The organism is Streptomyces sp. NPDC042371, from assembly GCF_056437465.1.
The window spans coordinates 614,113-637,118 of record NZ_JBWKAP010000003.1 but is presented as its reverse complement, the minus strand read 5'-3'; the positions used below and the strand labels follow the sequence as shown (position 1 = coordinate 637,118).

Below are 23,006 nucleotides of genomic sequence, written 5' to 3'. Positions count from 1 at the left end.
AGCCGAAATCCCGGATGGGCGAACAGTTATGCAGCGGAATGGAGCTTCCTCATGAATGGCGCACCGCAACACGGGCACAATCTCCTGTTTCTCTGGAGCCCTCCGCGGAGCCTTTCCACCGCCTTCTTGAGAATGATGATCCAGAGAGGTGACCACCTCGTCGTCCACGAGCCCTTCTCCAGCCTCGTGGTGCAGGGGTACGCCATCGTGGAGGGCGAGAAGATAACCGACCAGCGTGAACTCCTGGACACGCTCCAGGAGATTTCGACGCGCCGCCGGGTGTTCGTCAAGGAGACGACGGAGTACCGCTACGACATCGTCGACGCCCCGGACTTCCCCAAGATCGGCTGTCACACCTTCCTGATCAGGAACCCGGAAGCGGTGATCTCGTCGCACTACGCGATGAAGCCGGACATCACCTGCTCCGAGATCGGTTTCGAGTACCAATTCGAGATATTCCGCACCGTGCGCGACAGCATCGGGGCCTGCCCCGTGGTCTTCGCGGCGGAGCAGCTGGCCGCCGCGTCCGACGCGGTGGTCCGTGACTACTGCGACCGGGTCGGCATCGATTTCATGGAGTCCGCTCTCTCGTGGGAGCCCGAGAACCGGGACGAGTGGAGCCGCACCAGGGAATGGCACGCGGACGCGGCGCGGAGCAAGGGGTTCAACTACGTTCCTCGCGTCTATCAGGACAGAGTCGAGAACAATGCGACGCTGGCGTCGTACTACGAGTACCAGTTCCCCTTCTACGAGCGCATGCGGTCCTTCCTGGCAGACCGGTCAGGATGACATTCCCGCGGTCAGCGTGGTGCCGTCGCTCGGGTCGATGAGGATGAACGAGCCGGTGCGGCGCGAGTCGGCGTAGGAGTCGATGGGCAGCGGCTCGGCGGTGCGGATCCGCACCCGGCCGATGTCGTTGGCGACCAGCTGCCCCGGGTTGGGGTGCGGAGACAGGTCGTCGAGCGTGAGCCGGGACGCGATGTCCTTGACGATCGCCTTGACCGTGCGGGTGCCGTGCTTGAGCAGCACCCGGTGTCCGACGGTCAGCGGCTGGTCGGCCACGTGGCACACGGTCGCCGTCACGTCCTGGGTGAGTGCGGGCGCCTCCTTGGTCGGCACGATCAGGTCGCCGCGCGATACGTCGACGTCGTCCTGGAGCAGGATTGTCACCGACTGGGTCGTCCATGCCACGTCGACCGGTTCACCCAGCAGGTCGATGCCGGAGATCTTCGTGGTCCGGCCGGACGGCAGGATCGTGACCTCCTCGCCGACACGGAAGGTCCCGGCCGCGATCCGGCCCGCGTAGCCGCGGTAGTCGGAGTGCTCGGCGGTCCGCGGCCTGATCACGTACTGCACGGGCAGCCGGGCGGAGCCAGGCGCCAGATCGTCGCCGACGGGCACGGTCTCCAGGTGTTCCAGGACGGTCGGGCCGCCGTACCAGTCCATGTGCTCGGACGGCTCCACCACGTTGTCCCCGGCGAGCGCCGAGATCGGGATGGCGGTGATCTCCGGGACGCCCAACTCTCCTGCGTACGCGGTGAATTCCTCGGCGATCTCCGCGAAGGCGGTCTCCTCGTACGCGACGAGGTCCATCTTGTTCACGGCGAGGACGACGTGCGGGACGCGGAGCAGGGCGGCGATGGCGGTGTGGCGGCGGGTCTGCTCGACGACGCCGTTGCGGGCGTCGACCAGGATCACCGTCAGCTCGGCGGTGGAGGCACCCGTCACCATGTTCCGGGTGTACTGCACGTGGCCCGGCGTATCGGCCAGGATGAAGCGGCGGCGGGGCGTGGCGAAGTAGCGGTGGGCGACGTCGATGGTGATGCCCTGCTCGCGCTCGGCGCGCAGGCCGTCGGTGAGGAGTGCGAGGTCCGGGGCGTTCTGGCCGCGGCTCGCGGAGGCGCGCTCCACGGCCTCCAGCTGGTCGGTGAGGACCGACTTGGAGTCGTGCAGCAGCCGTCCGACGAGGGTGGACTTGCCGTCGTCGACGGAGCCCGCGGTGGCGAACCGGAGCAGGGTGGTGGCCGGGAGCACCTCGGACGCGGTGCTCTGCGCTGTCGTGGTCGTCCGCGCCGTCGTGGTCGTCTGCGCTGTCGTGGTCATGGTTAGAAGTACCCCTCGCGCTTGCGGTCTTCCATCGCGGCCTCGGAGAGCTTGTCGTCGGCCCGGGTCGCGCCCCGCTCCGTGATCCGGGACGCGGCGATCTCGGCGATCACGGCGTCCAGCGTGGTCGCGTCGGAGTCGACGGCGCCGGTGCAGGACATGTCGCCGACGGTCCGGTAGCGCACCCGGCGCCTCGCGACCGTCTCGCTCTCCTTGGGGCCGCCCCACTCGCCCGCGGTCAGCCACATCCCGGAACGCCGGAACACGTCACGCTCATGCGCGAAATAGACCCCGGGCAGTTCGATGTCCTCGCGGGCGATGTACTGCCACACGTCCAGCTCGGTCCAGTTGGAGAGCGGGAAGACGCGGACGTGCTCGCCGGGCGCGTGGCGGCCGTTGTACAGGTTCCACAGCTCGGGGCGCTGGCGGCGCGGGTCCCACTGGGAGAACTCGTCGCGCAGCGAGAACACCCGCTCCTTCGCCCGCGCCTTCTCCTCGTCACGGCGTCCGCCGCCGAACACCGCGTCGAACTTCTCGCTCTGGATCTTCTCCGTCAGCGGCAGCGTCTGCAGCGGGTTGCGGGTGCCGTCCGGACGCTCCTTGAGAACACCCCGGTCGATGTACTCCTGCACCGACGCGACATGCAGCCGCAGCCCGTGCTCGGCCACCACGCGGTCCCGATAGGCCAGCACCTCGGGGAAGTTGTGCCCCGTGTCCACGTGCAGCAGCGCGAAGGGGATCGGCGCCGGTGTGAACGCCTTCAGCGCCAGATGCAGCATGACGATCGAGTCCTTGCCCCCGGAGAACAGCATCACCGGGTTCTCGAACTCGCCCGCCACCTCACGGAAGATGTGCACCGCCTCCGACTCCAGCACGTCCAGGTGCGAGAGGAGGGGTGCGCCGCCGGTCGGCAGCTCGGCGGTGGTCGACGTAACTACGGTCATATCAGCCCCCGTTCGGTGAGCATGAGGTGGATGCCGTCCGCCGAGACCGAGACCGGCTCGCGGTGCGTGTGCAGCCGCAGATCCGGCCGCTCGGGCGCCTCGTACGGGTCGTCCACCCCGGTCAGTCCGCGGATCGCACCGGCGGCCTGCTTGGCGTACAGCCCCTTCACGTCCCGCACCGAGCAGACCTCGACGGGCGCCGCGACATGAATCTCCAGATACGGGATGCGCGCGAGGTCATGGCGCAGCCGGACGCTCTCCCGGTTGGCGCGGTAGGGCGCGATGACCGGCACCAGCACGATGACGCCGTTGCGGGCGAGCACCTCGGCGACCATGCCGACGCGCCGCACGTGCGTGTCGCGGTCCTCGCGGGAGAAGCCGAGCCCCGTCGAGAGGTTCGTGCGGAGCTCGTCCCCGTCGAGGACTTCCACCCTGTGGCCCTCCGCCCGCAGCCGGAGGGCCAGCTCCTGGGCGACGCTGCTCTTTCCCGCGCTGGGCAGTCCGGTGAGCCACACCGTGAAGCCCGAGGGGCGGCGGACCCGGGCCGAGGGCGGGGAGGAGACGACGAGCGGCGTCTGTTCGGGAGCTGACGGGCTGCTCCCGGCACGCCGTCCGGCGGAGGCCGGAACCGTATCGAGGATCGCTCGTGCGAGCCCCGCGGCCTGCTGCCGGATCTCCGGAACGGCGGTGGTCTCCCACAGTTCGCCGCGCCGGTGCGCGCCGAGCGTCCACAGCGAGCGGTATCCGTCACGGGAGCGCAGCTGCCCCTCGGGCGTACCGGCCAGCCCGATGCCCAGCGGCCCCGGCACGGCCAGCCCCGACGACAGCAGACAGGCGAGCAGGGGGTCGGAGGAGTCGGCCGGGCGCAGACCCGGCCCCGAACAGTCCACCACCCAGCCGACCCGCACGGGTTCCGAGCCCGTGGGCGTGACGGTCAGCGCGTCCGGATCCAGCCGGGTCTCGGCGGCCTCGCCCACGTGCAGGCGCAGGCGCCGGGCGGTCCTGAGCCGGGTGACCGCCTCCGCCGTCTGCGGTGCCATCCGGTGCCGGAGCACGTTCCACCGGGGCCGGTCGGTGCGCAGGAACTCCGCCCGCTGCTCCTCCCCCAGCGCGTCCCACAGGCGGGCGGTCAGCGGCCGCAGGCCGTCGACGGCCGGACGCCAGTCGCCGTGTGCGCGCGTCACCTGTCGGACGTGCCGCACGACCGCCGTCCGCAGCCGGGGCAGCGGCAGCCCCTCCAGGGGCTCCGCGGGCGCCACGGGCGGCAGCGGAGCGACGGCGTGGGCGTGGGGCAGCAGGCCGTGGCGGGACAGGACATGGATCGTACGACCGGGGCGGGCGAGGGTCAGAGCGACGTCCACGGCGGTGAGGCCGCTGCCGACGAGCAGCACGTCCGCCTCGTCCGCGAGCGGCCCCGCCAAGGCGTCGGGAGCCCAGGGGTCGCCCACGAACCGCTTGGAGGCGCGGAGTTCGGGCGACGCCCAGCGGGCCCGACCGGCCAGCGGGCCGGTCGCGAGCACCACGCTGTCGGCGTCGATGCGGGTGCTGTCGGCGAGGGCCACCTGGGCGAGGTCGCCGTGCCAGGCGCAGGCCGTCGCGCGTGTGTGCAGCCGCCGGAAGGTCACCAGGCCTGCCGCCCGTTCGACGGAGGCGGCCGAGGTGGCGGCCAGATAGTCGCCGTAGTGGCCCCGGGGGACGAAGGAGCGGGGGTTCGCGGTGGGGTCGCGGTGCCGGACGAGCCAGTCGACGAAGTGGTCGGGCCGGTCCGGGAGGCAACTCATGCCCCCCGCGGGGACGTTGAGGAGATGCCGCGGGTTGTCCGTGGCGAAGGCCACGCCCGCGCCGGTCAGCGGGCTCGGGTCGACCACCGTGATCTCCACCGGCTCGCGCCGCCGGACCGCCTCGTCTGCAGCATGGATGACGACCATGGTTCCGGCGGCTCCGGCGCCCAACACCACTAGTCTGTGCGGGACTTGTGCGCGCGTGCTGGGCATCTGCACCTCCGCAGAGATTGTCCACCAATTCGATAGGTTATATGTCAGGGGGTGGACCCAGCGCTCCCAACGGTTCGTCAAATGACAGAAAGCAACGGTAGGTTGACCTAAAGCGACCTGACGTGGCCCCGACCGACCTACGGAGGCTGGTTCGCATGCGGATCACGGCCCGGACGGACTATGCGATACGGGCGATGGCCGAACTCGCACGCAGTCCGCAGTCACCGCAGAAGGCCGAGCAGCTCTCCGACTCCCAGGGCATCCCGGTGCGTTTCCTGCTGTCGATCCTGCGCGAGCTGCGACAGCACCGCCTTGTGCACAGCACCCGCGGCCCCGACGGGGGCTACCGGCTCGCCAGGGCGCCGGAGGAGATCTCCATCGCCGACGTCATCCGTGCCATAGACGGTTCGCTGGCGAACTTCCGCGATCTCAAGCTCAGCGACCTCAGCTATCCGGGCCCGGCGGCCGCGCTGCCGGACGTGTGGCGTGCGGTGCGCGTGAGCCTGCGCCAGGTCCTGGAGCGCGTGACGCTCGCCGACCTGGCGGACGGCGAGCTGCCGCCCTCGGTCCAGCAGCAGGCACAGGAGTACCGCGAGGACGTGCGGTACCCGTCCCAGCCGGGCTGACCCGGCACGGGCTCAGGCCGCCCTGTCGTCGAGGTCGCCGCGGCGCCCCTCGCGGTGCTGTCCGCTCGACCCGGACTGCCGGGAGCGTCCGCCGTGGCCGGAGACCAGGCGCAGATGACGTCGATGGCGCCCGTGGGGTGGGGAAGAGTCCGAGTCGAGCATTCCCTCGACCCGGTCCATGCAGATCAGCAAGAGACCCATGACGGGCAACAGCAATAGAGCGACAACCAGCATCTGCGGCAACCTCCCCGCGACGTCCTCTACCGGGTGCCCCTCTTCCGCGCCTTAACCGGCCCTGAGATGTGAAGGTCCCGCAACGCCGCCCAGATGCCTCTCTTTACGGACGGCACCGGAATCACGTTTCATCGACGCCGCCGCGAGCATGTGGTCACCACGCGTTACCCAGACTCATGCTGAGACCGCTCACGGCGGAGAGGAACCGTGCGATGACCGACAGACTCCCGGCCTCCGGGACCCCGAAAAGCCACATCCCCGTCGCCCGTCTCCTGGACTGCGCGGTGGAGGGCAGCGACGGCTCGATCGGCACGGTGGACCCCGTCTCAGAGGAAGTGGCGCCCGACCACCTCGTCGTCGACACCGGCGGGACACTGCTGAGCAAGAAGGTGCTGCTGCCCCTCTGGGTCGTCTCGCACGTCGACGAAGCGACCCGTACCGTGCACGTGCCTCACACGAAAGAGCACGTCAGGGCCGCCCCTCGATTCGACAGGGACCTGCGGGTCACCGACCCCGGTTACCGGGCGCACATCGACGAGCACTATGCCGACCGCCCCGGAAGCTGACTCCCCCGTGAGCCGGGTCGGCCGAAAGAAACCTATAGTTTGCGGGTGTATTCGCGAATAGACCGCAGCTTGGAGCGCGCCCCGTGGCGTCGGCCACGGGTGCTCCTGTGGGCCGGGGCGGGTGTGGTGGCCCTGGTGATGCTCGTCGCGCTGGAGGTCGCCGCCCGTCACTACGGCGGCGTGCCGGGGCCGATCACCAATCAGGCGCGCGAGGTGCTGTTCCCGCCCAAACCGGGGCCGCTCTACGGCGGTCTCGCGCTGATGATGGTGGTGCTCACCTGGCGGCAACGGTTCATCGCGGCCGGTGCCGCGATCGGCGTCGACGCCGTCTTCGTGCTGGTGCGGTGGGCGGTCGACGCCGACGTGCCCGAAGGCCAGTTCTTCGGCAACGGTGCCCTCTGGGCCATGCTGGGCTGCGCGGTCTTCGCGATCACCCGCCGTACCGGCGCGGAACGCATCCTGCTCCTGAAGGGCGTCGGGCTCGGCCTGCTGCTCGTGGCGGGCCGCAAGACCGGTGACACCTGGCTGCTGATCACGGCGAAGACCCGCCCGACGGTCCTCGACCCGTACGTGGCCGTCGCCGATCACGCGCTGGGCAACCCGTCGTGGCTGGCGGGCCGCCTGCTCAAGGCCAGCGGTTCGATCCCCACCCACGTGACCGACCTGGTCTACGCGCAGCTCGCCGTGGCCGCGGTCGCCGTCGCCCTCTACCAGCTGCGCAACGTGGCGGCCGAAGGACGCTTCCCGCGCCACCACCTGGTGCGCACCTTCCTGGTCATCGGCCTCGTCGGACCCGCCGTCTACATGATCTTCCCGGTGGTCGGGCCGATCTTCGCCTACGGCCCCGGCACCTCGGGGACCGGCGGTGTGGAGTGGGCAGTGTCCAACCTGTGGCCGCACACGCCACCGCCGATCAGCGCCCCGCACCCGGTGCCGTACGACGGGATCACCCCCCGCAACTGCATGCCCAGCCTGCACACCGCATGGGCCGTCGCGATCTTCGTCCACTCCCGCAAGGGCTCCCGCCTGCTGCGGTACGCGGGCACCTTCTGGCTGGTCGCCACGCTCACCGCCACGCTGGGCTTCGGCTATCACTACGGCGTGGATCTGATCGCGGGCGTCGTCTTCTCGCTCACGGTCGAGGCGGCCCTGCGCACGTTCGACCGCGGCTGGGACCGGGCGGGCGTCCGGCTGGTCGCCTACGGCACCGCCGTCCTCACCGCGCTCCTGGTGTCGTACCGCTATCTGCCGATGGAGATGGCCGAACACCCGTGGGTGTCCGGACCACTCGTCGTACTGGCGATGGCCTCGGTGCTCTACGGCTATCTGCGGACCACCCGGGCGTGGGACGCGGAGCCCGCACCGGTGCCGCCGCCGCGGCAGGCAGGGCCCCAGGCGGAGTCACAGCCGGAGTCACAGACGCAGCCGCCTGCGCCCGAGCTCGTCTGAGTCACTTGGTCGGCGGCCTGTCGTGCCGCAGGTCGTCGAAGAGGCGGGCCGATTTCTCGGCGTCCCACTTCAGGACGTTGCCCTTGGACGTGGGGATGCCGATGCCGGACACGGGCACGTTCAGCCGCCTGCCGTGTCCGCCCGAGACGCTCTGCACGGCGCGGAACATCCTGCTCAGCTCGGGCAGGCTCATGTCCTCGTCGACGATGAGCGTGTCGAGCCCGGCCTGCGCGGCCGGACCGATCTCCCTGGGGTCGAAGAGGATGTCGGGGCGGGCGGCCTGGTGGGCGAGGGTCGACAGCAGCTTCTGCTGGTTCTTCGACCGGCCCAGGTCGCCCTCCCGCTCCTGGTGCCGCTGGCGGACGAAGGCCAGCGCCTGCTTGCCGTTCAGGGTCTGACAGCCCTTGCGCAGGTCGGCGCCCGACTTCTCGTCCTTGATGTCCCGGTCCAGGCACATCCGTACGCCGCCGATGGCGTCGACGATGTTCACGAACCCGGCGAAGCCGATCTCCGCGTAGTGGTCGATGCGCAGGCCGGTGGTCCGCTCGATGGTGTGCGCGAGGAGCTCGGGGCCGCCGTAGGAGAAGGCGGCGTTCAGCTTGTCCCCCTCCGGGCGCTTCGTCTTGCCCGTCGTGGTGTCGAGGCGGCCGGGCAGCGTGACCCAGGAGTCGCGCGGCAGGCTGACCATCGTGGCGCCGTTGGACCCGGTGTGCAGCAGCATCATCGAGTCGGTGCGCCGCCCTCCGCCGCCACCCGCGTGCAGGTCCTTCACGTCGGTCTCGGAGAGCCCGTCGCGACTGTCCGAGCCGACGATGAGGTAGTTGGTGCCCTCACCGGGCGGCGGACGGTCCCCGTACGCGCCCAGGTCGACGTCGCGCTGCAGCCTGGTCTCGGCCCAGCCGTACGTACCGCCCACCGCCACGACCACACCGGCGAGCAGGACGAGCACCACCCGCCGCAGCCTCCTGCGCTTCTTCGGCTGGCGGGCGTGGGCGCGGCGGGGCCCGTAGCGGGAGCTGGGCCGCTCGGCGAACCGCTCCCGCGTGACGGAGCCGTCCGCCCCCTGCCCCGCCTCCCCTTCGTCTCCTTCCGTCCCCGCGGTGAACTCCGCGGTCCCTTCCGTTCCTTCCCTCATGTGCGACTCCCTTGGAGGCTCCGGCGCTCGTCCTCGGGCGGCGAGGGGGGCGGCGCTTCGACCAGATACGGGTCGGCCGTGCCCGCCCGCTTCATGCTGTGCCACTTCAGGCGGGTGCCGAGCAGTGCCGTGATCACGGAGTGGATGACCACCAGGTACATCAGCTGCCGGTAGACGAGCTGCTGGAGCGGCAGCGCCCACAGCACGCGCAGTCGTTCGCGGTCGAGCCGCAGCGCGTACGCGGCGGTGACCAGCTGGACGGAGAGGAACCCGAACCAGACGAGGGCGGCCTCCACGGGGTCGCGGAACACCGCGCCGAAGAGGGCGAACATGTCGACGACCGGCGCGCACAGCGGCAGCACGATCTGGAACAGCGTGACGTAGAGCATCACGCGACGGCCGAAACGTCCGGCGGGCCCGAGCTCCGTGACCGCCCTGCGGTGCTTCCACATCGACTGGAGGGTGCCGTAGCACCAGCGGTAGCGCTGGCGCCAGAGCTGGCGCAACGTGGTGGGCACCTCGGTCCAGGCGACCGCCGACTCCGCGTACACGACGCGCCAGCCCGCCCGCCAGAGCGCCATCGTGAGGTCGGTGTCCTCGGCCAGGGTCTCGTCGCTGACGCCGCCGACGCCCATCAGCGCGTCCCTGCGGAAGGCGCCGATCGCGCCCGGCACGGTCGGCATGCACTCCAGGACCTCGAACATCCGGCGGTCGAGGTTGAAGCCGAGGACGTACTCCAGGTGCTGCCACTTGCCGAGCAGGCGGCGCCGGTTGCCGACCTTGGTGTTGCCGCTGACCGCGCCGACCGCCGGGTGGGCGAGCGGCTGGACCAGCCGGGCCAGCGCCTCGGGCTCGAAGATGGTGTCCGCGTCGACCATCACGACGATGTCGTGCCGGGCGTGCGCAAGGCCGGTGTTGAGGGCGCTGGGCTTGCCGCCGTTGGGCTGCCGGATCACCGTGACCCGGGGGTCCTCGATGTCCTCGGCGATGTCGGCGGTGGCGTCGGACGAGCCGTCGTCGATGACGATGATCTGGAAGTGCGGGTAGGTCGAGGCGAGCAGTGAGTACACGGTGGAGGCGATGCCCGCCTCCTCGTTGTACGCGGGCACCAGGACCGTCACCGGGTCCCGCACCTCCCGCAGCCGTGGCGCCCCGGGCCGGTACCGGTGCAGCCTGCGCACGTGGAGCCGGGCGAACACCGCGAACAGGAGCATGCGCAGGACGCCGAGTACGCCGGTGAGGGTCAGTGTCCACACCATCACGGTGAGGAAGGCGTGCCCGAGCTGCTGTGTCCAGATGAGGCCCTCGCCCTTGATCTCCTGGACGACCGGCACCTCGTCGGCGAAGGAGGGCCTGCCGAGGCCACCGCTGATGGTGGTGAACCGTTTGACGCGGTGGTCGTTCAGCAGGTCCTGGGCCTCGTGGAAGCCCAGGTCGGTCTGGCTGTGCTGGGTCACCACGCCCCGCCACGGCTTGCGGTCCTTGTGGTCGGACGCGGCCACCAGGTATCCCTGGTCGGCCGCCCGCTTCGCGGCGGGCCACTGGGGGCCGCAGAGCGTGTCGGCTGCCGTGGTGTGCGGCAGCCGCAGCAGGGTGGTGTTGATGCCGACCGTGCCCGCGAGGGCGCTCTGGGTGAGGGACAGTTCGAGGCGTGCGCGCAGCGGCGACGCGACGCCGAGGTCACCGCCGCTGTACGTGTACGAGCCGATCTCGTGGCCCTCGTACAGGATCCGTCGCATCAGCTCGGGGTGCTTGGCCGCGTCCTTCCCGTACACGAAGAAGGTCGCCTGCGCGTGGTGTTTGCGCAGCAGGTCGAGCAGGCGCGGCGTCCACACCGGGTCGGGTCCGCCGTCGAAGGTGAGCGCGACGGTTCCCGGCGGCATGCCCGCGGTGGTGACGCCCTTCGGGCCGAACCGCAGCAGCGGCTTGCCGTCGTCGGCACTGCGCGGGATCGGCCGGGTGCACAGCGGTTTGGTGCGCGCGGCGTCGACCTGGTGGGTCGTCCACCCCTCGAAGAGCAGCGCGACGGCAACCACCAGAAGGACCAGCAGAAGCACGAGCCAGTGTCCGCGCGGCGGCCGCCGGACATCGGCACGCCGGCTCACTGCGCCGCGCCTCCGGCCGGCGGCTGAACGGATCTCCCGGAGGGAGGCTTGCGGTGGTGGCCGTCGTTACCGGCGGGGGCGCCGGGCGCCGGTACGTTCCTCGTGTCCGTTCCTGTCGTGCTCGGGGGGTGTGTGCCGACGGGGGTTCCGAGGTCGCTGATCAGTGTGCCTGCGAACAGCAGGTAGCCGAGGCAGCCGCAGCCGACGAGCAGGGCCATGCCTTGGAGGGTGCGCCTGCGCCAGCCGGACTCGTCGATGAAGACGGGGAGTTGCGGCGCGGCGGCGGCCTCGGGGCGCTGCGTCATCGGCGCCGCGCGTGCCGCGACCGTCCGGTGCGGCATGCGCGGCGGCGCGTCGCCCGCCGTGTGCGGCGGGCAGGGCTGTGCGGACGACCATCGCCCGTCGTGCGGTGTGCTGGCTATGTGGGGGGTGCCTTGCACTGGTGCTCCTGATCTGCGGCCGCGCAGGCGCGACTCTTTGTGTGGGGGGTACGGGCCCGGGGGCCCGCCGTACTGCTGGTGTAGCGCACACGTGAGACGTCGGAAGCCGCATTCCGGTGCCGTGCCCCTTCCCGGGTGGGGCCGGGTGGGGCCGGGGAGGCCGGTGTGCGGCCCGTCGGCCGTCACGCAGCCCCCGACCCTACTCGGGCACCCTCCTGCCACGGCAACAGGCAGCCAGAGCAGGACAGTCGGGCGAATCGCCGCAGATCAGGCCAGATGGAGCCGTTATGTCAGGCGAAAACGGAGGCGGCAGATCGCCGCGTCTGTGTTCTTGCGCACGGCGCGGGCGACGACGGCGCCGCGCCGGTTCTGCAGGGTCCGCTGCCAGAGGCGGGCCGGTTCCGTCTCGGGGATGAGGACCGTGATCCGGATGCCGGGGCGGGTTGCATGGATATGTCGGACGTACGCCGCCACCGGGCCGCCGACCGAACGGTGCTCGGAGGGGAGTTCGACCAGGTCGACGCCCGGATTCCACAGCTCCCAGTCGCGGCGCAGCGCCGCCGCGGCCTCGCGGTCCTCGCGTTCGCCGTACGTCACCGTCACCGCGCGCACCTCGTCGCCGATCGAGACCGCCGTGTTCAGCGCCTCACAGGTGAGCTTCGACAGGCTGCCGACCGGCACGATCACCAACGAGCGGGCGCGGCACGGCGGTTCGGGCACGCGGCCGATGCCGAGCCGCTCACCGATCCTCGCGTACGCGCGGTGCACGGTCTCGAAGGAGAGCACGAGCAGCGGCAGCGCGACCACGATCAGCCAGGCCCCGTCGTGGAACTTCGTGGCGGTCACGACGACCGCGCTGACGCCCGTGAGCAGCGCGCCGAAGCCGTTGAGCAGTGCCTTGCCGCGCCAGTTCGCACCGCGCTCGCGCCGCCAGTGCAGCACCATGCCGGTCTGCGCGATGGTGAAGCCGACGAAGACGCCGATCGCGAAGAGCGGCACGAGCGTGTTCGTGTTGCCGCCGGAGAACAGCAGCAGCGCGGCGGAGACGGCGGCGAGCGCGAGCACACCGTGCCGGTGCACCTGGCGGTCGGCCTTCAGCGCGAAGACGTGCGGCAGGAAGTTGTCGCGAGCGAGCAGCTCGAGCAGGACGGGCAGGCCGCCGAACGAGGTGTTGGCGGACAGCGCGAGGAGCACCATGGTCGCGAACTGGATGACGTAGAAGGCCCAGTTGTGCCCGAGGGAGGCGTCCGCGAGCTGGGCGAGGACGGTGACGCCTTCGACCGGGTGCAGGCCGAAGCGGGAGATGAGCACCGCGAGGCCGATCAGCATCGCGCCGAGCAGGGCGCCGAGGACGATCTCCGCGTGCTGGGCACGCCTGGCCCGCGGTTCGCGGAACGAGGGCACGGCGTTCGCGATGGCCTCGACGCCGGTCAGCGCCGAGCAGCCGGAGGCGAAGGCCTTGAGCAGGAGCAGGGCGCCCACTGTGGTGGCGTTGTCCGTGAGGACGGCGGCGTGGCCTTCGGCTGCCGCGGTCGAGACGGGTCCGTCCCGGAACAGGCCGACGGCGATCAGGGCGAAGATCGCGACGACGAAGACGGCGGTGGGGGCGATGAAGATCTTCGCGGACTCGACGATGCCGCGCAGGTTCACGGCCGTGATCAGGGCGAGCACCACGAGGCAGATCAGCAGCCGGTCGCCGTACAGCTCGGGGAAGGCCGAGGTCAGCGCGGCGACACCGGCGGTGACGGCGACGGCGACGTTCAGTACGTAGTCCAGGACGAGGGAGGCCGCGGCGACGAGGCTCGTGCGGCGCCCGAGGTGCCGCTTGGCCACGGCGTAGGAGCCGCCGCCGTCCGGGAACGCGGCGATCACCTGGCGGTACGAGGCGACGAGGACGGCGAGCAGGCCCGCGATGGCGAGCGTCACGGGAAGGGTGAACCCTAGGCCGTGACCACCGGCCACGGCGAGCACGAGGACGATCGCCTCCGGCCCGTACGCCACCGACGCCAGCGCGTCGAGGGAGAGCGCGGCGAGCCCGGTCAGGGCGGTGAGCCGGTGCTTCTCGCCGGAGTCCGGCGCCGCCTCCGCGGTGGCCGCGGTACCGGACCCGGCTGTCAGGACGGACATCTGCGCGCACTCCTTCACGGAGCCCAAGGCCCCCACGAACCCCGACGGCCCCTCGCGGGCACGTCGTGGGCAGGTGCCCTCAGGTTCCGTCCGCCGGTGCCCCCGGGAGCCCGTCCCTTACGGGTCCTTCATGCCGCGGGGGCCGTTCCATACGGACCCCTGACGGGGCGGGCGAGGGGGACGGGGCGCGGCCGTCAGGAGTACTGGAAGTAGCAGTGGACGGTCGTGCCCAGGGCCGGGTCCGTGTGGACCCGGACGAGGTCGGCGAGCACGTGCACCAGGAGGAGGCCCCGCCCCCCGCGCTGATCCCTGGAAGGGGGGCGGCGGCCCGCGAGCGGATCGGCGAGGACACCGGCGTCCCGGACCTCGAAGACGACGTGGCCGTCCTCGGCCCAGATCCGCAGCGCGCCCGAGCCCCCGCCGTGCACCACGCTGTTGGTCGTCAGCTCGGCCACGACCAGCGCGAAGTCCTCCAGGCGGGACTCGGGCACGCCGAGCTCGGCGGCCCGGAGGATGGTGAGATGCCGCACCTCGGACAGCGAGTGCCGCGCGTACGACACCCGCGGAACGCCGCGGGGGGCCGCCAGGGGCTGGTTGTAGCGGGAGACCACCGCTTCGGGCGCGTAGGCCGCGCTCGTGTCGTGCTTGCCGGACCGGATGACCGTGGGGTGGGTGGCGTGGGCGTCGGCCAGGACCGCGTCCGGCAGGCTCGTCTCGTCGTACGGACAGAGAATCGTCGCCTCACGCCCCTGGAACGCCAGGTTGATGAGTGCTTCGTGCTGCACGCAGGCGGGGTACTCCGTCGGGGTGCGACCGGCCCAGATGGGCTCGCCTATGATGCGCACCCGTCCGTGGGGGTGGGCGTCGGCGAAGGCCCGCAGCACGCGCGGGATGATCCGCCCGGGGTTGCGCCCTGCCTGCGCCATGTCGAGCAGCCGCACCTGCGCGGCCCGCTCCCCCAGCGCGTCCCTGATGAGTCCGAGATTGCCCTCGGGGACCGCCACCGCCACCGCTTCACCCGCGTCGAGCCCCTCGCGGACGAACGGCACGGTGCCCGCCAGGTACTCCTCCCGGTCCCCGTAGAACAGCGCCGGGTGGACGAAGGGATCGGTCCGGGGCGTGGCACTCATGGGGCGGGACACCTCGATCGCTGATGGGACGGTGGCCCATTGTCTCCCACCTGGCTTGAAAGAACGGCGAGTTGAAGTAGAACGGCTGCCCGCCACAGCCCGGAGCAAGGTCAGGGCCTGATTCAGCACCATATTGAGAAAATTAACTCCGATGCGTTGTCAGCTTAAAAAACTCAAGGTACAAATGAATCGCAGACGCGACATCGAGAGCGAGGGAGCCCAGGGTGGAGTGGCAGGAGCTGACGGACCTGACGCAGGGACGGCCTTTCGTGGTCGAGCGGGCCCGGCTCGTCGACAGCGGCATCGCGATCGAGGGGCAGTTCGAGCCTCCGCAGCTGGCCCGGCTCAGCATCGAGGACCAGGTGTTCATCGCCGCGTTCGTGCGGTCGCACGGTTCCATCAAGGAGATGGAGCGGACCTTCGGGGTGAGCTACCCGACGGTCAAGTCCCGGCTGAACCGGATCTCCGAGCAGCTCGACTTCGTCGAGACCGACCCGGCACCCACCGGCACCACGGGCGCCGCCGACGTCGTCGAACGGCTGCGGCGGGGGGACATCAGCGCCCAGGAGGCACTGGCCGAGCTGGAGGGCTCCCCGTGATACCGCAGCTGGTGACGGTCCACTGGCGCCGCTCCTCCGACGGCCGCCGACGGAGGCTGTACGTCCCCGTCGTGCCGGTCGCACTGGTGCTTTCGCCGCTGCTGCTGCTCGCCGTGCTGGGCGGAGTGGTCGCGTGCGTCGTCACCGGGGTGCGCCCCGTGGGCGCACTGATCGGCGCGGGACGGCTGCTGTGGGCACTGCCCGGCACCCGGTTCGAGATCGAGGACGGCCCCATGGCCTTCCTGGTGAGCGTCAGATGAGGCAGAGCAGATGAACCGGAGGGGAAGAACAACGATGAACGAGCAACGCCGCCAGATCCTGGAGATGCTGGCCGAGGGCAAGATCACGGCGGACGAGGCGGAGCGGCTGATCGGCGCCCTCGAACGCGACAGGACCGAGCCGCCGACGGGAGCCGCGCCCCGCCCGAAGTCGCGCGCCAAGTACCTGCGTGTGGTGGTGGACGCCGCGGACGACCTCGGCGGCGACGGGCGCAGCCGGGTCAACATCCGGGTCCCGCTCCAACTGCTGCGCGCCGGGGTCAGGCTCACCAGCCTCCTCCCTCCGGCGGCGCTCACCAAGGTCAACTCGGAGCTGGCCAGGTCGGGCTTCCCGATCGACCTCGCCGAACTCAAGCCGCAACACCTGGAGGACCTCGTCGACCAGCTCGACGAGGTCACCATCGACGTCCAGGACGCCGACTCCACGGTGCAGGTCTTCTGCGAGTGAGCACGAAGCACGGTGGTACGGATCAGCCCCCGTGATGGGATAAGATCAATATCGCCTCCTCAAGCCGGACTTCCGGTCGGGGGACAGGCGTTGGTCGTCCAAGGAAAGACGCCCCGCTTCCTGCGGGGAAATGCAGGTGCAAGGCCTGCCCAGCGCTCCAGACAAGCCCTGGACTCCGTACGTGGGAGTCCGGGGCTTCTGTCATATCGCCCCTTGGCTCACCGCGGCCCCCTCAGGGCCTCCCCCGGGCGGCCGCCCGCCCTCGTACGGCGAAGCACGAAACAGCGCAGGCAGGGAAGCAGAACAAGGGAACGCAAAAGGGAACGCGAGGCGGCATCCGCGTCGCCGACGTGCAGGCAAGACAGGCAAGAAAGAGCAGCCCTTATGGACAGTTCACCGTCCGCCGCCCACGGAACGCCCGCCCTGGCACCGCGCGGCCGCAAGTCCGGCGCCGACGCCCCGTCGACGTGGGCCCTGCGGCGCACCGCTCTGCGCCGCACCCCCGTGTCGATGTGGGACGACGACGTGTCGGACTGGGCGGCGGCACTGACGTACTACGCGATCCTCGCCCTGCTCCCCGCGCTGCTCGTCACCGTCAGCCTCATCAGCCTGGTCAGCCCCTCCACCACCCAGGAGCTCATCGCCGAGGTCACGGACTGGGCCCCCGCCGAATCGGGCCGCTCCCTGCACCAGGCGCTCAGCGACATGGCGGACGCACGCTCCGCGGCGCTCACGGTGGTGATCGCCGGAGCGGTCAGCGCGCTGTGGTCCGCGTCCAGCTACGCGGCCGTGTTCCGTCGGGCACTGCACGCGATGCACGGGGTCGAGGACCGCCGTCCCGTCTGGCGCAAGGGGCACCGCGTACTGATGACCGCGGTCATGCTGCTCGCCCTGCTGGTCGCCAGCGCGCTGCTGCTCGTGCTCAGCGGTTCCGTCGCCGAGAGCGTAGGGCACGGCATCGGCCTCGGTGACGCCGGTCAGACCGCGTGGACCGTCCTGAAGTGGCCCGCGCTGGTGTGTCTGGTGGCGCTGCTCGTTCTCGTCCTCTTCCGCAACGCCCCGCCCGAGGCCCGCGGCTGGCATCACATCCTGCCCGGCGGGCTGTTGTCCGCCCTGCTCTGGCTGGTCTCCTCGGGCCTGTTCACGCTGTACGCGACCGTGTTCGGCACCTACGGCAAGCTGTACGGCTCCCTCGCGGGCATCGTCGTCTTCCTGGTGTGGCTGTGGGTGTCCAACCTGGCGCTGCTCGCCGGGGCGCAGTTCACGGTGGAGGTGGAGCGCGCCCGGGCGGCCGCTGCTGCATAGGAATCCCATGAGGCATCAGGTGGCCCTCTCCGGGTACGGGATCAGCGGTTGATGCCACGAGAGGGACTCGCATGGACACATCCTTGGAAGCGCTGCTCGACCGGGTGCAGGAGCGTGGAAGTTTCACCAGTCGCCAGCAGGCGGCGGGCGCCGTCGAGAACGTGCTGGTCGTCCTGGGCGCGCACCTGGTGGGCGACGACCGCACCGACCTGGCCCGGCTGCTGCCCGACCGGTGCGGGGACCTGCTGGGCGAGGCCGAGCCCGCCGATCAGCCGTTGTCCGCCGCGGAGTTCGTCGACGCGGTGGCCGCGCGGACCGGGGACGATACGGCCGGGGCGCGCCGCGCCGTCACCTCCGTGCTCGGCACGCTCGCGGACGTGGCGGACGACGCGCTGCTGCGCCGCATCCTCACCCAGCTCCCGCCCGGGCACGCGGGACTGTTCGGCCGCATCGAACCGGTCTGAGGCACGGCCCTTTCCTGGAACCCCCTGGAGGCGCTGATGGCACGAACAGGACGTTCCGAAAAGACCCGGCGCGCGGCTCCCCTGCCGCCGTCGGCCCGGGTCGCGATCATCTTGGCGGCCTTCGCCTGCATGGTCGGCTTCGCCGTGGTGCTCGCCCGGCTGACGCTTGAGCCGTCCGCGAGCTCGGAGGCGCTGACCCACAGCAACTTCACCCCGGGCGACTCCATCGACGCGTACCTCGCGCAGCCCGCCTTCCGCGACACCGTCAAGCAGCTTGGCGGGAACATCCTGCTGGGTGTGCCGTTCGGCGTGCTGCTGCCCGTGGTGCTCCCCCGCACGCGCGGACTCGTGCGCGTGGGGATCGCCACGGCGGCGACGATGGTGCTGGTCGAGCTGGCGCAGGGCGCGTTCGTGACGGGGCGCACCTTCGACATCGACGACGTCATCCTCAACACGGCGGGGGCGCTGCTCGGCTACCTCGTGCTGGGGCGTCGCCTGGGCCGGGCGCTGCATCCCCGGCGGCGGCACTGGTGGCACCGGTTCACCCGGCGGAACGCGGTCGACGCCTGACCGGCGGGCTACTCCGAGAGACGGCCCATGCCGAGGCAGTGCAGGGTGGCGGCGGACCGGGGGCAGGCGCCGCGTACGGCGAGGGAGCCCCCGACCTCCCTGAGGGCCCGCAGGGTGCCGAAGAAGACGCCCGCGCCCTCCCTGGCCAGGTAGGTGACCTCGGAAAGGTCCACGATCAGGTGGCGGCAGCCGTCCTGGACCAGGTCGCGCAGTTGCGCGGCGAGGGAGTCGGCCTGGCGGGAGGTGATCTCGCCGCGCAGGCTCACGCGGACCAGGCATCCGGTGACGAGGACCCTCGCGATGCCCGCGCGGCGCAGCCTGCGCGCCGTGCCCGGGCTGGGCAGCCACGGCGTCTTGTGCGTGTGCGCCCGCTCGGCGGCCGCGGCCGCGATCGCAGGATCGCCGTCCGCCGCGGCATCGCCCTCGGGCGCGGGGGCAGGAGCGCGCTCGGGAGTGGCAGCGGGAGCGTGTTCAGGAGCGGGAGCGTGATCTGAAGCTTGCACGGGAGCAGACCTTCCGGCGGGATGCCGCCTGTCGGCCGAGGCGGGCCGAAAGGTACTTCTTTCATACGTCTATACCACGCTGGCCAGGGGCGCCGCCATAGGGGCCTCGTACGGCCTCACCTGCCACTGCGGCCCCCACCTGCGAAGATGCCGCCCGCCGCGGTTCGCCGATCGGAGCCGTTCACAACATTGGTCTACACCACTAGCCACCGGCGGTGAGTTCACCGCTGAGCCTCTCGTGGATCTCGGCGCTCGGCCGGTTCAGGCCGATGATCTCGACGGTCTTGCCGCGCTGTTCGTACTTGGTGGTGATGGCGTCGAGCGCGGCGACCGTGGAGGCGTCCCAGATGTGCGCGGACGAGAGGTCGATGACGACCCGGTCCGGGTCCCCCGCGTAGTCGAACTGCGTGACGAGGTCGTTCGACGAGGCGAAGAACAGCTCGCCGGTCACCGTGTGGACCACGCTGCCTCCGTCGGGGGCGGTGGCAGAGGTGACGTTCGTGAAGTGGGCGACGCGCCTGGCGAAGATGACCATGGCGGTGATCGTGCCGACGACCACGCCGACGGCGAGGTTGTGGGTGGCGACCACGCAGACGACGGTGATGACCATGACGGCGAGCTCACCTGCGGGCATCCGCCTGAGCGTCTTCGGGGCGATGGAGTGCCAGTCGAAGGTCGCGAAGCACACCATCACCATCACGGCGACCAGCGCCGCCATCGGGATGTCGGAGACCACCGGCCCGAAGACGACGCACAGCACCAGCAGGAACGTGCCCGCAAGGAACGTGGAGAGACGGGTGCGGGCGCCGGAGACGCGTACGTTGATCATGGTCTGGCCGATCATGGCGCAGCCGCCCATGCCGCCGAAGAACCCCGTGACGATGTTGGCGATGCCCTGGCCGACGGACTCGCGGGTCTTGGAGGAGTGGGTGTCGGTGATCTCGTCAACCAGCTTGGCCGTCATCAGGGACTCCATCAGGCCGACCAGCGCCATGGCGAGCGCGTAGGGGGCGATGGTGGTCAGGGTGTCCAGCGTGAACGGCACGTCGGGCAGGCCGGGCACCGGCAGGGACGAGGGCAGCTCGCCCTTGTCGCCGACGGTCGGCACGGCGATGCCCGCGGCGACCGTGATGGTGGTCAGGACGACGATGGAGACGAGCGGCGCCGGAACCACCTTGGTGACTCTCGGGAAGAACACCATGAGCGCGAGACCGCCGGCGATCAGCGGATAGACGGGCCACGGCACGTCGTGCATCTCCGGCACCTGCGCCATGAAGACCAGGATGGCGAGGGCGTTGACGAAGCCGACCATCACGCTGCGCGGCACGAACCGCATCAGCCTGGCGACGCCGAGCGCGCCGAGGGCGATCTGGAAGACACCGGCCAGGATGACGGCGGCCACCAGGTAGCCGAAGCCGTGCTCGCGGTTGAGCGGGGCGATCACCAGGGCCACGGCCCCGGTCGCCGCGGAGATCATCGCGCGGCGGCCGCCGACGACGGAGATGGTGACGGCCATGGTGAACGACGCGAACAGGCCGATCGCGGGGTCGACCCCGGCGATGATCGAGAACGAGATCGCCTCGGGGATCAGGGCCAGGCCGACGACGAGACCCGCGAGGATCTCGGTGCGCCAGACCTTCGGGTCGGACAGCCAGTCGGGGCGCAGACCGCGCAGCCTGGCGGCAGGGGACGGCGCGGAGGGGGTGGGCGGCGCGGAAGGCGTGGGCGTGGGCAAGAAGGGCTACCTGTCGTGCTCGGGCGTCGGTCTCCGCCCGGGGGCGTCGTCGGCCCCGACACGGCTCGGAGTCGCGGGAGGAGAACATCCCGCGAGGGGGGCGGGGACAGCGCTGGGCCGTCCCCGAAGGTCTCCCACCCTATCGCGGGGACATCACCAGCCCCTGCGGCCACCGCCCTCCCTCAACGACGGCTGCGTACCAGCAGATAGAGGAAGTACGGCGTGCCGATCACCGCGGTCATCAGCCCCGCGCCGAGCTGCGCCGGTGCGATCACGGTCCGGCCCACCAGGTCGGCGGCGCACACGAGGAGGGCGCCGAGGAGCACGGCGACGGGTACGACGCGCACGTGCTGGCGGCCGACGAGCGCCCGGGCGGCGTGCGGCGCGACGAGCCCGACGAAGCCGATCGTGCCCGCGGCGGCCACGGCGGTGGCGCTCAGCAGGACGCTGAGGAGGAGGAAGCCGAGGCGGCCGCGGCTCAGCCGCAGGCCGAGCAGCCGTGGGGTGTCCTCGTCGAGCGACACGAGGTCGAGTTCGGTGCGCCGGACGACCGCGACGGTCAGGCCCACGGCCAGCACGATCGCGAGAGGCACCACGTCGGGCAGGGTCCGCCCGTAGGTGGAGCCCGCGAGCCAGGTGAGCGCCTTCGTCGCGTTGAACGGGTCGGTGAGGATGATGAGCATGCTGATGACGGCCGTCGCCCCGGTGCCGACGCCGAATCCGACGAGGACGAGCCGGTTCTGCTGGAACCCGCCCCGCGCCGCGAGGCCGAAGACGAGGAGCGCGCTGACCGCGGCGCCCGCGAACGCGCCGCCCGCGATGGTCCACGACCCGGCCGCGGGCACCGTCGTCACGAGCAGGACGGCGCCGAGGGCGGCGCCGTTCGTCACGCCGAGTACGCCCGGCTCGGCGAGCGGGTTGCGCGTCACGGCCTGGACGAGGGTGCCTGCGACGGCGAGCGCCGCTCCGGCGAGCAGGGCGGCGAGGACGCGCGGCACCCGGGTGTCGAGCACGAAGGAGACGGTCTGGCCCGCTCTGCCCTGCGCCCAGTTGATGACGTCGCCCATCAGCAGCTTGCTGTCTCCGACGAGGACGGAGGCGATGACCAGGCCGACGAGGGCGGCCACGAGGACGGCGGTCGTGCCGATGAAGACGCCCCGGCTCCGGATGCGCAGCCGTTCGGGCGGGGCGGCACCGGCCGAGTCCCGCACCCGCGCGGCCATGACGACCAGGAAGACGGCGCCGACCAGGCTGGTGACGACGCCCGTCGGCACGGCGACCGCCACGTCGGACGGCACGACGGCGCGCAGCAGCACGTCGGAGCCGAGCACGAGGGCCGCGCCGGTGAGCCCCGCGGCCGGGAGGCTCACGCGGGAGCGGGTGAACCCCCGGAGCTTGCGGGCGAGCGGGCGCACGAGGGCGGGGGCGCACAGGCCGACGAAGCCGATGGGGCCCGCGAGGGTGACGGCGGACGCGGAGAGCAGCGCGGCGAGCACGACGGCGGTGACGCGCGTGGCGCGGACCGGTACGCCGACGCCGCGCGCGGCGTCGTCACCGAGTGCCAGGGCGTCGACCTTGCGGGCGAGCAGCAGCAGACCGGCGAGGCCGACGGCGGCGACGGGTGCCATCTGCAGCACGCCGTCGAAGCCGTTCTGCGCGACGCTGCCCTGGTTCCACTTGTAGAGGCCCTCCGTCTCCTGCGGGTACAGCAGGAGCAGGCCCTCGGTGACGGCGGTGAGGCCGAGGGTGAGCGCGCTGCCCGCGAGGACGAGGCGGACCGTGCCCGCGCCGAGGCCGGAGAGGCCGAGGACGACGGCCGCCGCCGCGAGGCCGCCGACGAACGCGATGCCGGAGGAGGCGAGGAAGGGCAGGGAGATGCCGGTGGCGGCGGCGATGCCGAGCGCCGCGTACGAACCGGCGTTGACGGCGAGGGTGTCGGGCGCGGCGAGGACGTTGCGGCTGACGGCCTGCAGCGCGGCGCCCGCCATGCCGAGTACGGCGCCGACGAGGAGCCCTGCGGTCATGCGCGGCAGCCGGGAGGCGATGACGACGGAGCTGTCGGCCGGGTCGGCCCGCCCGGTGAGGGCCTTCCAGATCTCGGGCGCTCCGACGGCGGCCGTGCCCTGGGTGATGTCGACGACCGCGAGCGCGGTGACGAGGAGGAGCAGTGCGGCCGTCACCGCGACCGCGCCGGTCCGGGACGCGGCTGCCGACGGACGGGTGGCGGGGGTGGTTGCGGTGACGGCCATGG

The 23,006-nt window shown here is 71.4% G+C and carries 22 protein-coding genes and 1 pseudogene; 10 read left to right on the top strand and 13 right to left on the bottom strand.

The window, feature by feature from the left end; genetic code table 11:
- Positions 1-51: 51 nt before the first annotated feature.
- Positions 52-789: a sulfotransferase-like domain-containing protein gene (locus tag AC068B_RS12305; RefSeq protein WP_478671034.1), complete on the top strand. Its 738-nt coding sequence runs from the start codon at positions 52-54 to the stop codon at positions 787-789.
- Here the strand turns inward: AC068B_RS12305 and AC068B_RS12300 are convergent.
- The 4 genes and pseudogenes from AC068B_RS12300 to AC068B_RS12285 form a co-directional block, all read right to left on the bottom strand.
- The gene (locus AC068B_RS12300) at positions 781-2,103 is read right to left on the bottom strand and encodes a sulfate adenylyltransferase subunit 1 (RefSeq protein WP_478671032.1); all 1,323 of its coding nucleotides are present in this window, start codon (positions 2,101-2,103) and stop codon (positions 781-783) included. The two genes, AC068B_RS12305 and AC068B_RS12300, sit on opposite strands and share 9 nt — an antisense overlap.
- A gap of 2 nt (positions 2,104-2,105) precedes the next feature.
- Positions 2,106-3,047, bottom strand: coding sequence for a sulfate adenylyltransferase subunit CysD (cysD, locus tag AC068B_RS12295; protein ID WP_478671030.1), 942 nt, complete (start codon positions 3,045-3,047; stop codon positions 2,106-2,108).
- A complete protein-coding gene (gene cysC / locus AC068B_RS12290; protein ID WP_478671287.1) occupies positions 3,044-3,721 on the bottom strand; it encodes an adenylyl-sulfate kinase in 678 nt (225 codons plus the stop codon). The genes cysD and cysC overlap by 4 nt, the downstream gene beginning before the upstream one ends.
- Before the next feature lie 642 nt (positions 3,722-4,363).
- A pseudogene (locus AC068B_RS12285) lies at positions 4,364-5,041 on the bottom strand (FAD/NAD(P)-binding protein); the annotation flags it as partial.
- A 155-nt stretch (positions 5,042-5,196) separates the two neighbouring features.
- Between AC068B_RS12285 and AC068B_RS12280 the strand changes: the two are divergent.
- Complete coding sequence (locus tag AC068B_RS12280; RefSeq protein ID WP_468558260.1) at positions 5,197-5,667, top strand: RrF2 family transcriptional regulator; 471 nt, start codon at positions 5,197-5,199, stop codon at positions 5,665-5,667.
- Between the two features lie 12 nt (positions 5,668-5,679).
- Here the strand turns inward: AC068B_RS12280 and AC068B_RS12275 are convergent, their stop codons facing one another.
- The gene (locus AC068B_RS12275) at positions 5,680-5,868 is read right to left on the bottom strand and encodes a hypothetical protein (RefSeq protein WP_478671029.1); all 189 of its coding nucleotides are present in this window, start codon (positions 5,866-5,868) and stop codon (positions 5,680-5,682) included.
- A 245-nt stretch (positions 5,869-6,113) separates the two neighbouring features.
- Between AC068B_RS12275 and AC068B_RS12270 the strand changes: the two genes are divergently transcribed.
- Positions 6,114-6,467 carry a PRC-barrel domain containing protein gene (locus AC068B_RS12270; RefSeq protein ID WP_478671028.1) on the top strand — a complete coding sequence of 118 codons (354 nt, stop codon included), beginning with the start codon at positions 6,114-6,116 and terminating at the stop codon, positions 6,465-6,467.
- Positions 6,468-6,605: 138 nt separating this feature from the next.
- Positions 6,606-7,916, top strand: coding sequence for a phosphatase PAP2 family protein (locus tag AC068B_RS12265; protein ID WP_478671285.1), 1,311 nt, complete (start codon positions 6,606-6,608; stop codon positions 7,914-7,916).
- 1 nt (position 7,917) lies between these two features.
- Here the strand turns inward: AC068B_RS12265 and AC068B_RS12260 are convergent, their stop codons facing one another.
- The 5 genes from AC068B_RS12260 to AC068B_RS12240 form a co-directional block, all read right to left on the bottom strand.
- Positions 7,918-9,051 (bottom strand): LCP family protein, encoded by a 1,134-nt coding sequence (locus AC068B_RS12260; RefSeq protein WP_478671025.1) that lies wholly within the window; start codon positions 9,049-9,051, stop codon positions 7,918-7,920.
- A complete protein-coding gene (locus tag AC068B_RS12255; RefSeq protein ID WP_478671024.1) occupies positions 9,048-11,156 on the bottom strand; it encodes a bifunctional polysaccharide deacetylase/glycosyltransferase family 2 protein in 2,109 nt (702 codons plus the stop codon). The genes AC068B_RS12260 and AC068B_RS12255 overlap by 4 nt, the downstream gene beginning before the upstream one ends.
- Positions 11,153-11,596, bottom strand: coding sequence for a hypothetical protein (locus AC068B_RS12250; protein WP_478671023.1), 444 nt, complete (start codon positions 11,594-11,596; stop codon positions 11,153-11,155). The genes AC068B_RS12255 and AC068B_RS12250 overlap by 4 nt, the downstream gene beginning before the upstream one ends.
- 285 nt (positions 11,597-11,881) lie before the next feature.
- Positions 11,882-13,723 carry an APC family permease gene (locus AC068B_RS12245; protein ID WP_478671020.1) on the bottom strand — a complete coding sequence of 614 codons (1,842 nt, stop codon included), beginning with the start codon at positions 13,721-13,723 and terminating at the stop codon, positions 11,882-11,884.
- A gap of 194 nt (positions 13,724-13,917) precedes the next feature.
- Positions 13,918-14,853: an anti-sigma factor RsbA family regulatory protein gene (locus AC068B_RS12240; protein WP_478671019.1), complete on the bottom strand. Its 936-nt coding sequence runs from the start codon at positions 14,851-14,853 to the stop codon at positions 13,918-13,920.
- Positions 14,854-15,077: 224 nt separating this feature from the next.
- Here AC068B_RS12240 and AC068B_RS12235 point away from each other — a divergent pair, with 224 nt between their 5' ends.
- The 6 genes from AC068B_RS12235 to AC068B_RS12210 all read left to right on the top strand — a co-directional run bounded on the left by AC068B_RS12235 (position 15,078) and on the right by AC068B_RS12210 (position 18,517).
- The gene (locus AC068B_RS12235) at positions 15,078-15,452 is read left to right on the top strand and encodes a DUF2089 domain-containing protein (protein WP_478671017.1); all 375 of its coding nucleotides are present in this window, start codon (positions 15,078-15,080) and stop codon (positions 15,450-15,452) included.
- Positions 15,449-15,712, top strand: coding sequence for a hypothetical protein (locus AC068B_RS12230; RefSeq protein ID WP_478671016.1), 264 nt, complete (start codon positions 15,449-15,451; stop codon positions 15,710-15,712). The genes AC068B_RS12235 and AC068B_RS12230 overlap by 4 nt, the downstream gene beginning before the upstream one ends.
- 34 nt (positions 15,713-15,746) lie before the next feature.
- Positions 15,747-16,178, top strand: a complete 432-nt coding sequence (locus AC068B_RS12225) for an SHOCT-like domain-containing protein (RefSeq protein ID WP_478671014.1) — start codon at positions 15,747-15,749, stop codon at positions 16,176-16,178.
- A 384-nt stretch (positions 16,179-16,562) separates the two neighbouring features.
- Complete coding sequence (locus tag AC068B_RS12220) at positions 16,563-17,483, top strand: YihY/virulence factor BrkB family protein (protein ID WP_478671012.1); 921 nt, start codon at positions 16,563-16,565, stop codon at positions 17,481-17,483.
- A gap of 71 nt (positions 17,484-17,554) precedes the next feature.
- On the top strand, positions 17,555-17,947 hold the full coding sequence (locus tag AC068B_RS12215) for a DUF2267 domain-containing protein (RefSeq protein ID WP_478671010.1): 393 nt from the start codon (positions 17,555-17,557) through the stop codon (positions 17,945-17,947).
- Between the two features lie 36 nt (positions 17,948-17,983).
- Entirely contained in the window at positions 17,984-18,517 is a 534-nt protein-coding gene (locus tag AC068B_RS12210) for a VanZ family protein (protein ID WP_478671009.1), read from the top strand.
- Positions 18,518-18,525: 8 nt separating this feature from the next.
- Here the strand turns inward: AC068B_RS12210 and AC068B_RS12205 are convergent, their stop codons facing one another.
- The 3 genes from AC068B_RS12205 to AC068B_RS12195 form a co-directional block, all read right to left on the bottom strand.
- Positions 18,526-19,020: an STAS domain-containing protein gene (locus AC068B_RS12205; RefSeq protein ID WP_478671008.1), complete on the bottom strand. Its 495-nt coding sequence runs from the start codon at positions 19,018-19,020 to the stop codon at positions 18,526-18,528.
- Between the two features lie 202 nt (positions 19,021-19,222).
- Positions 19,223-20,755, bottom strand: coding sequence for a SulP family inorganic anion transporter (locus AC068B_RS12200; RefSeq protein ID WP_478671006.1), 1,533 nt, complete (start codon positions 20,753-20,755; stop codon positions 19,223-19,225).
- Positions 20,756-20,937: 182 nt separating this feature from the next.
- The gene (locus AC068B_RS12195) at positions 20,938-23,004 is read right to left on the bottom strand and encodes an iron ABC transporter permease (protein WP_478671005.1); all 2,067 of its coding nucleotides are present in this window, start codon (positions 23,002-23,004) and stop codon (positions 20,938-20,940) included.
- Positions 23,005-23,006 lie beyond the last annotated feature (2 nt).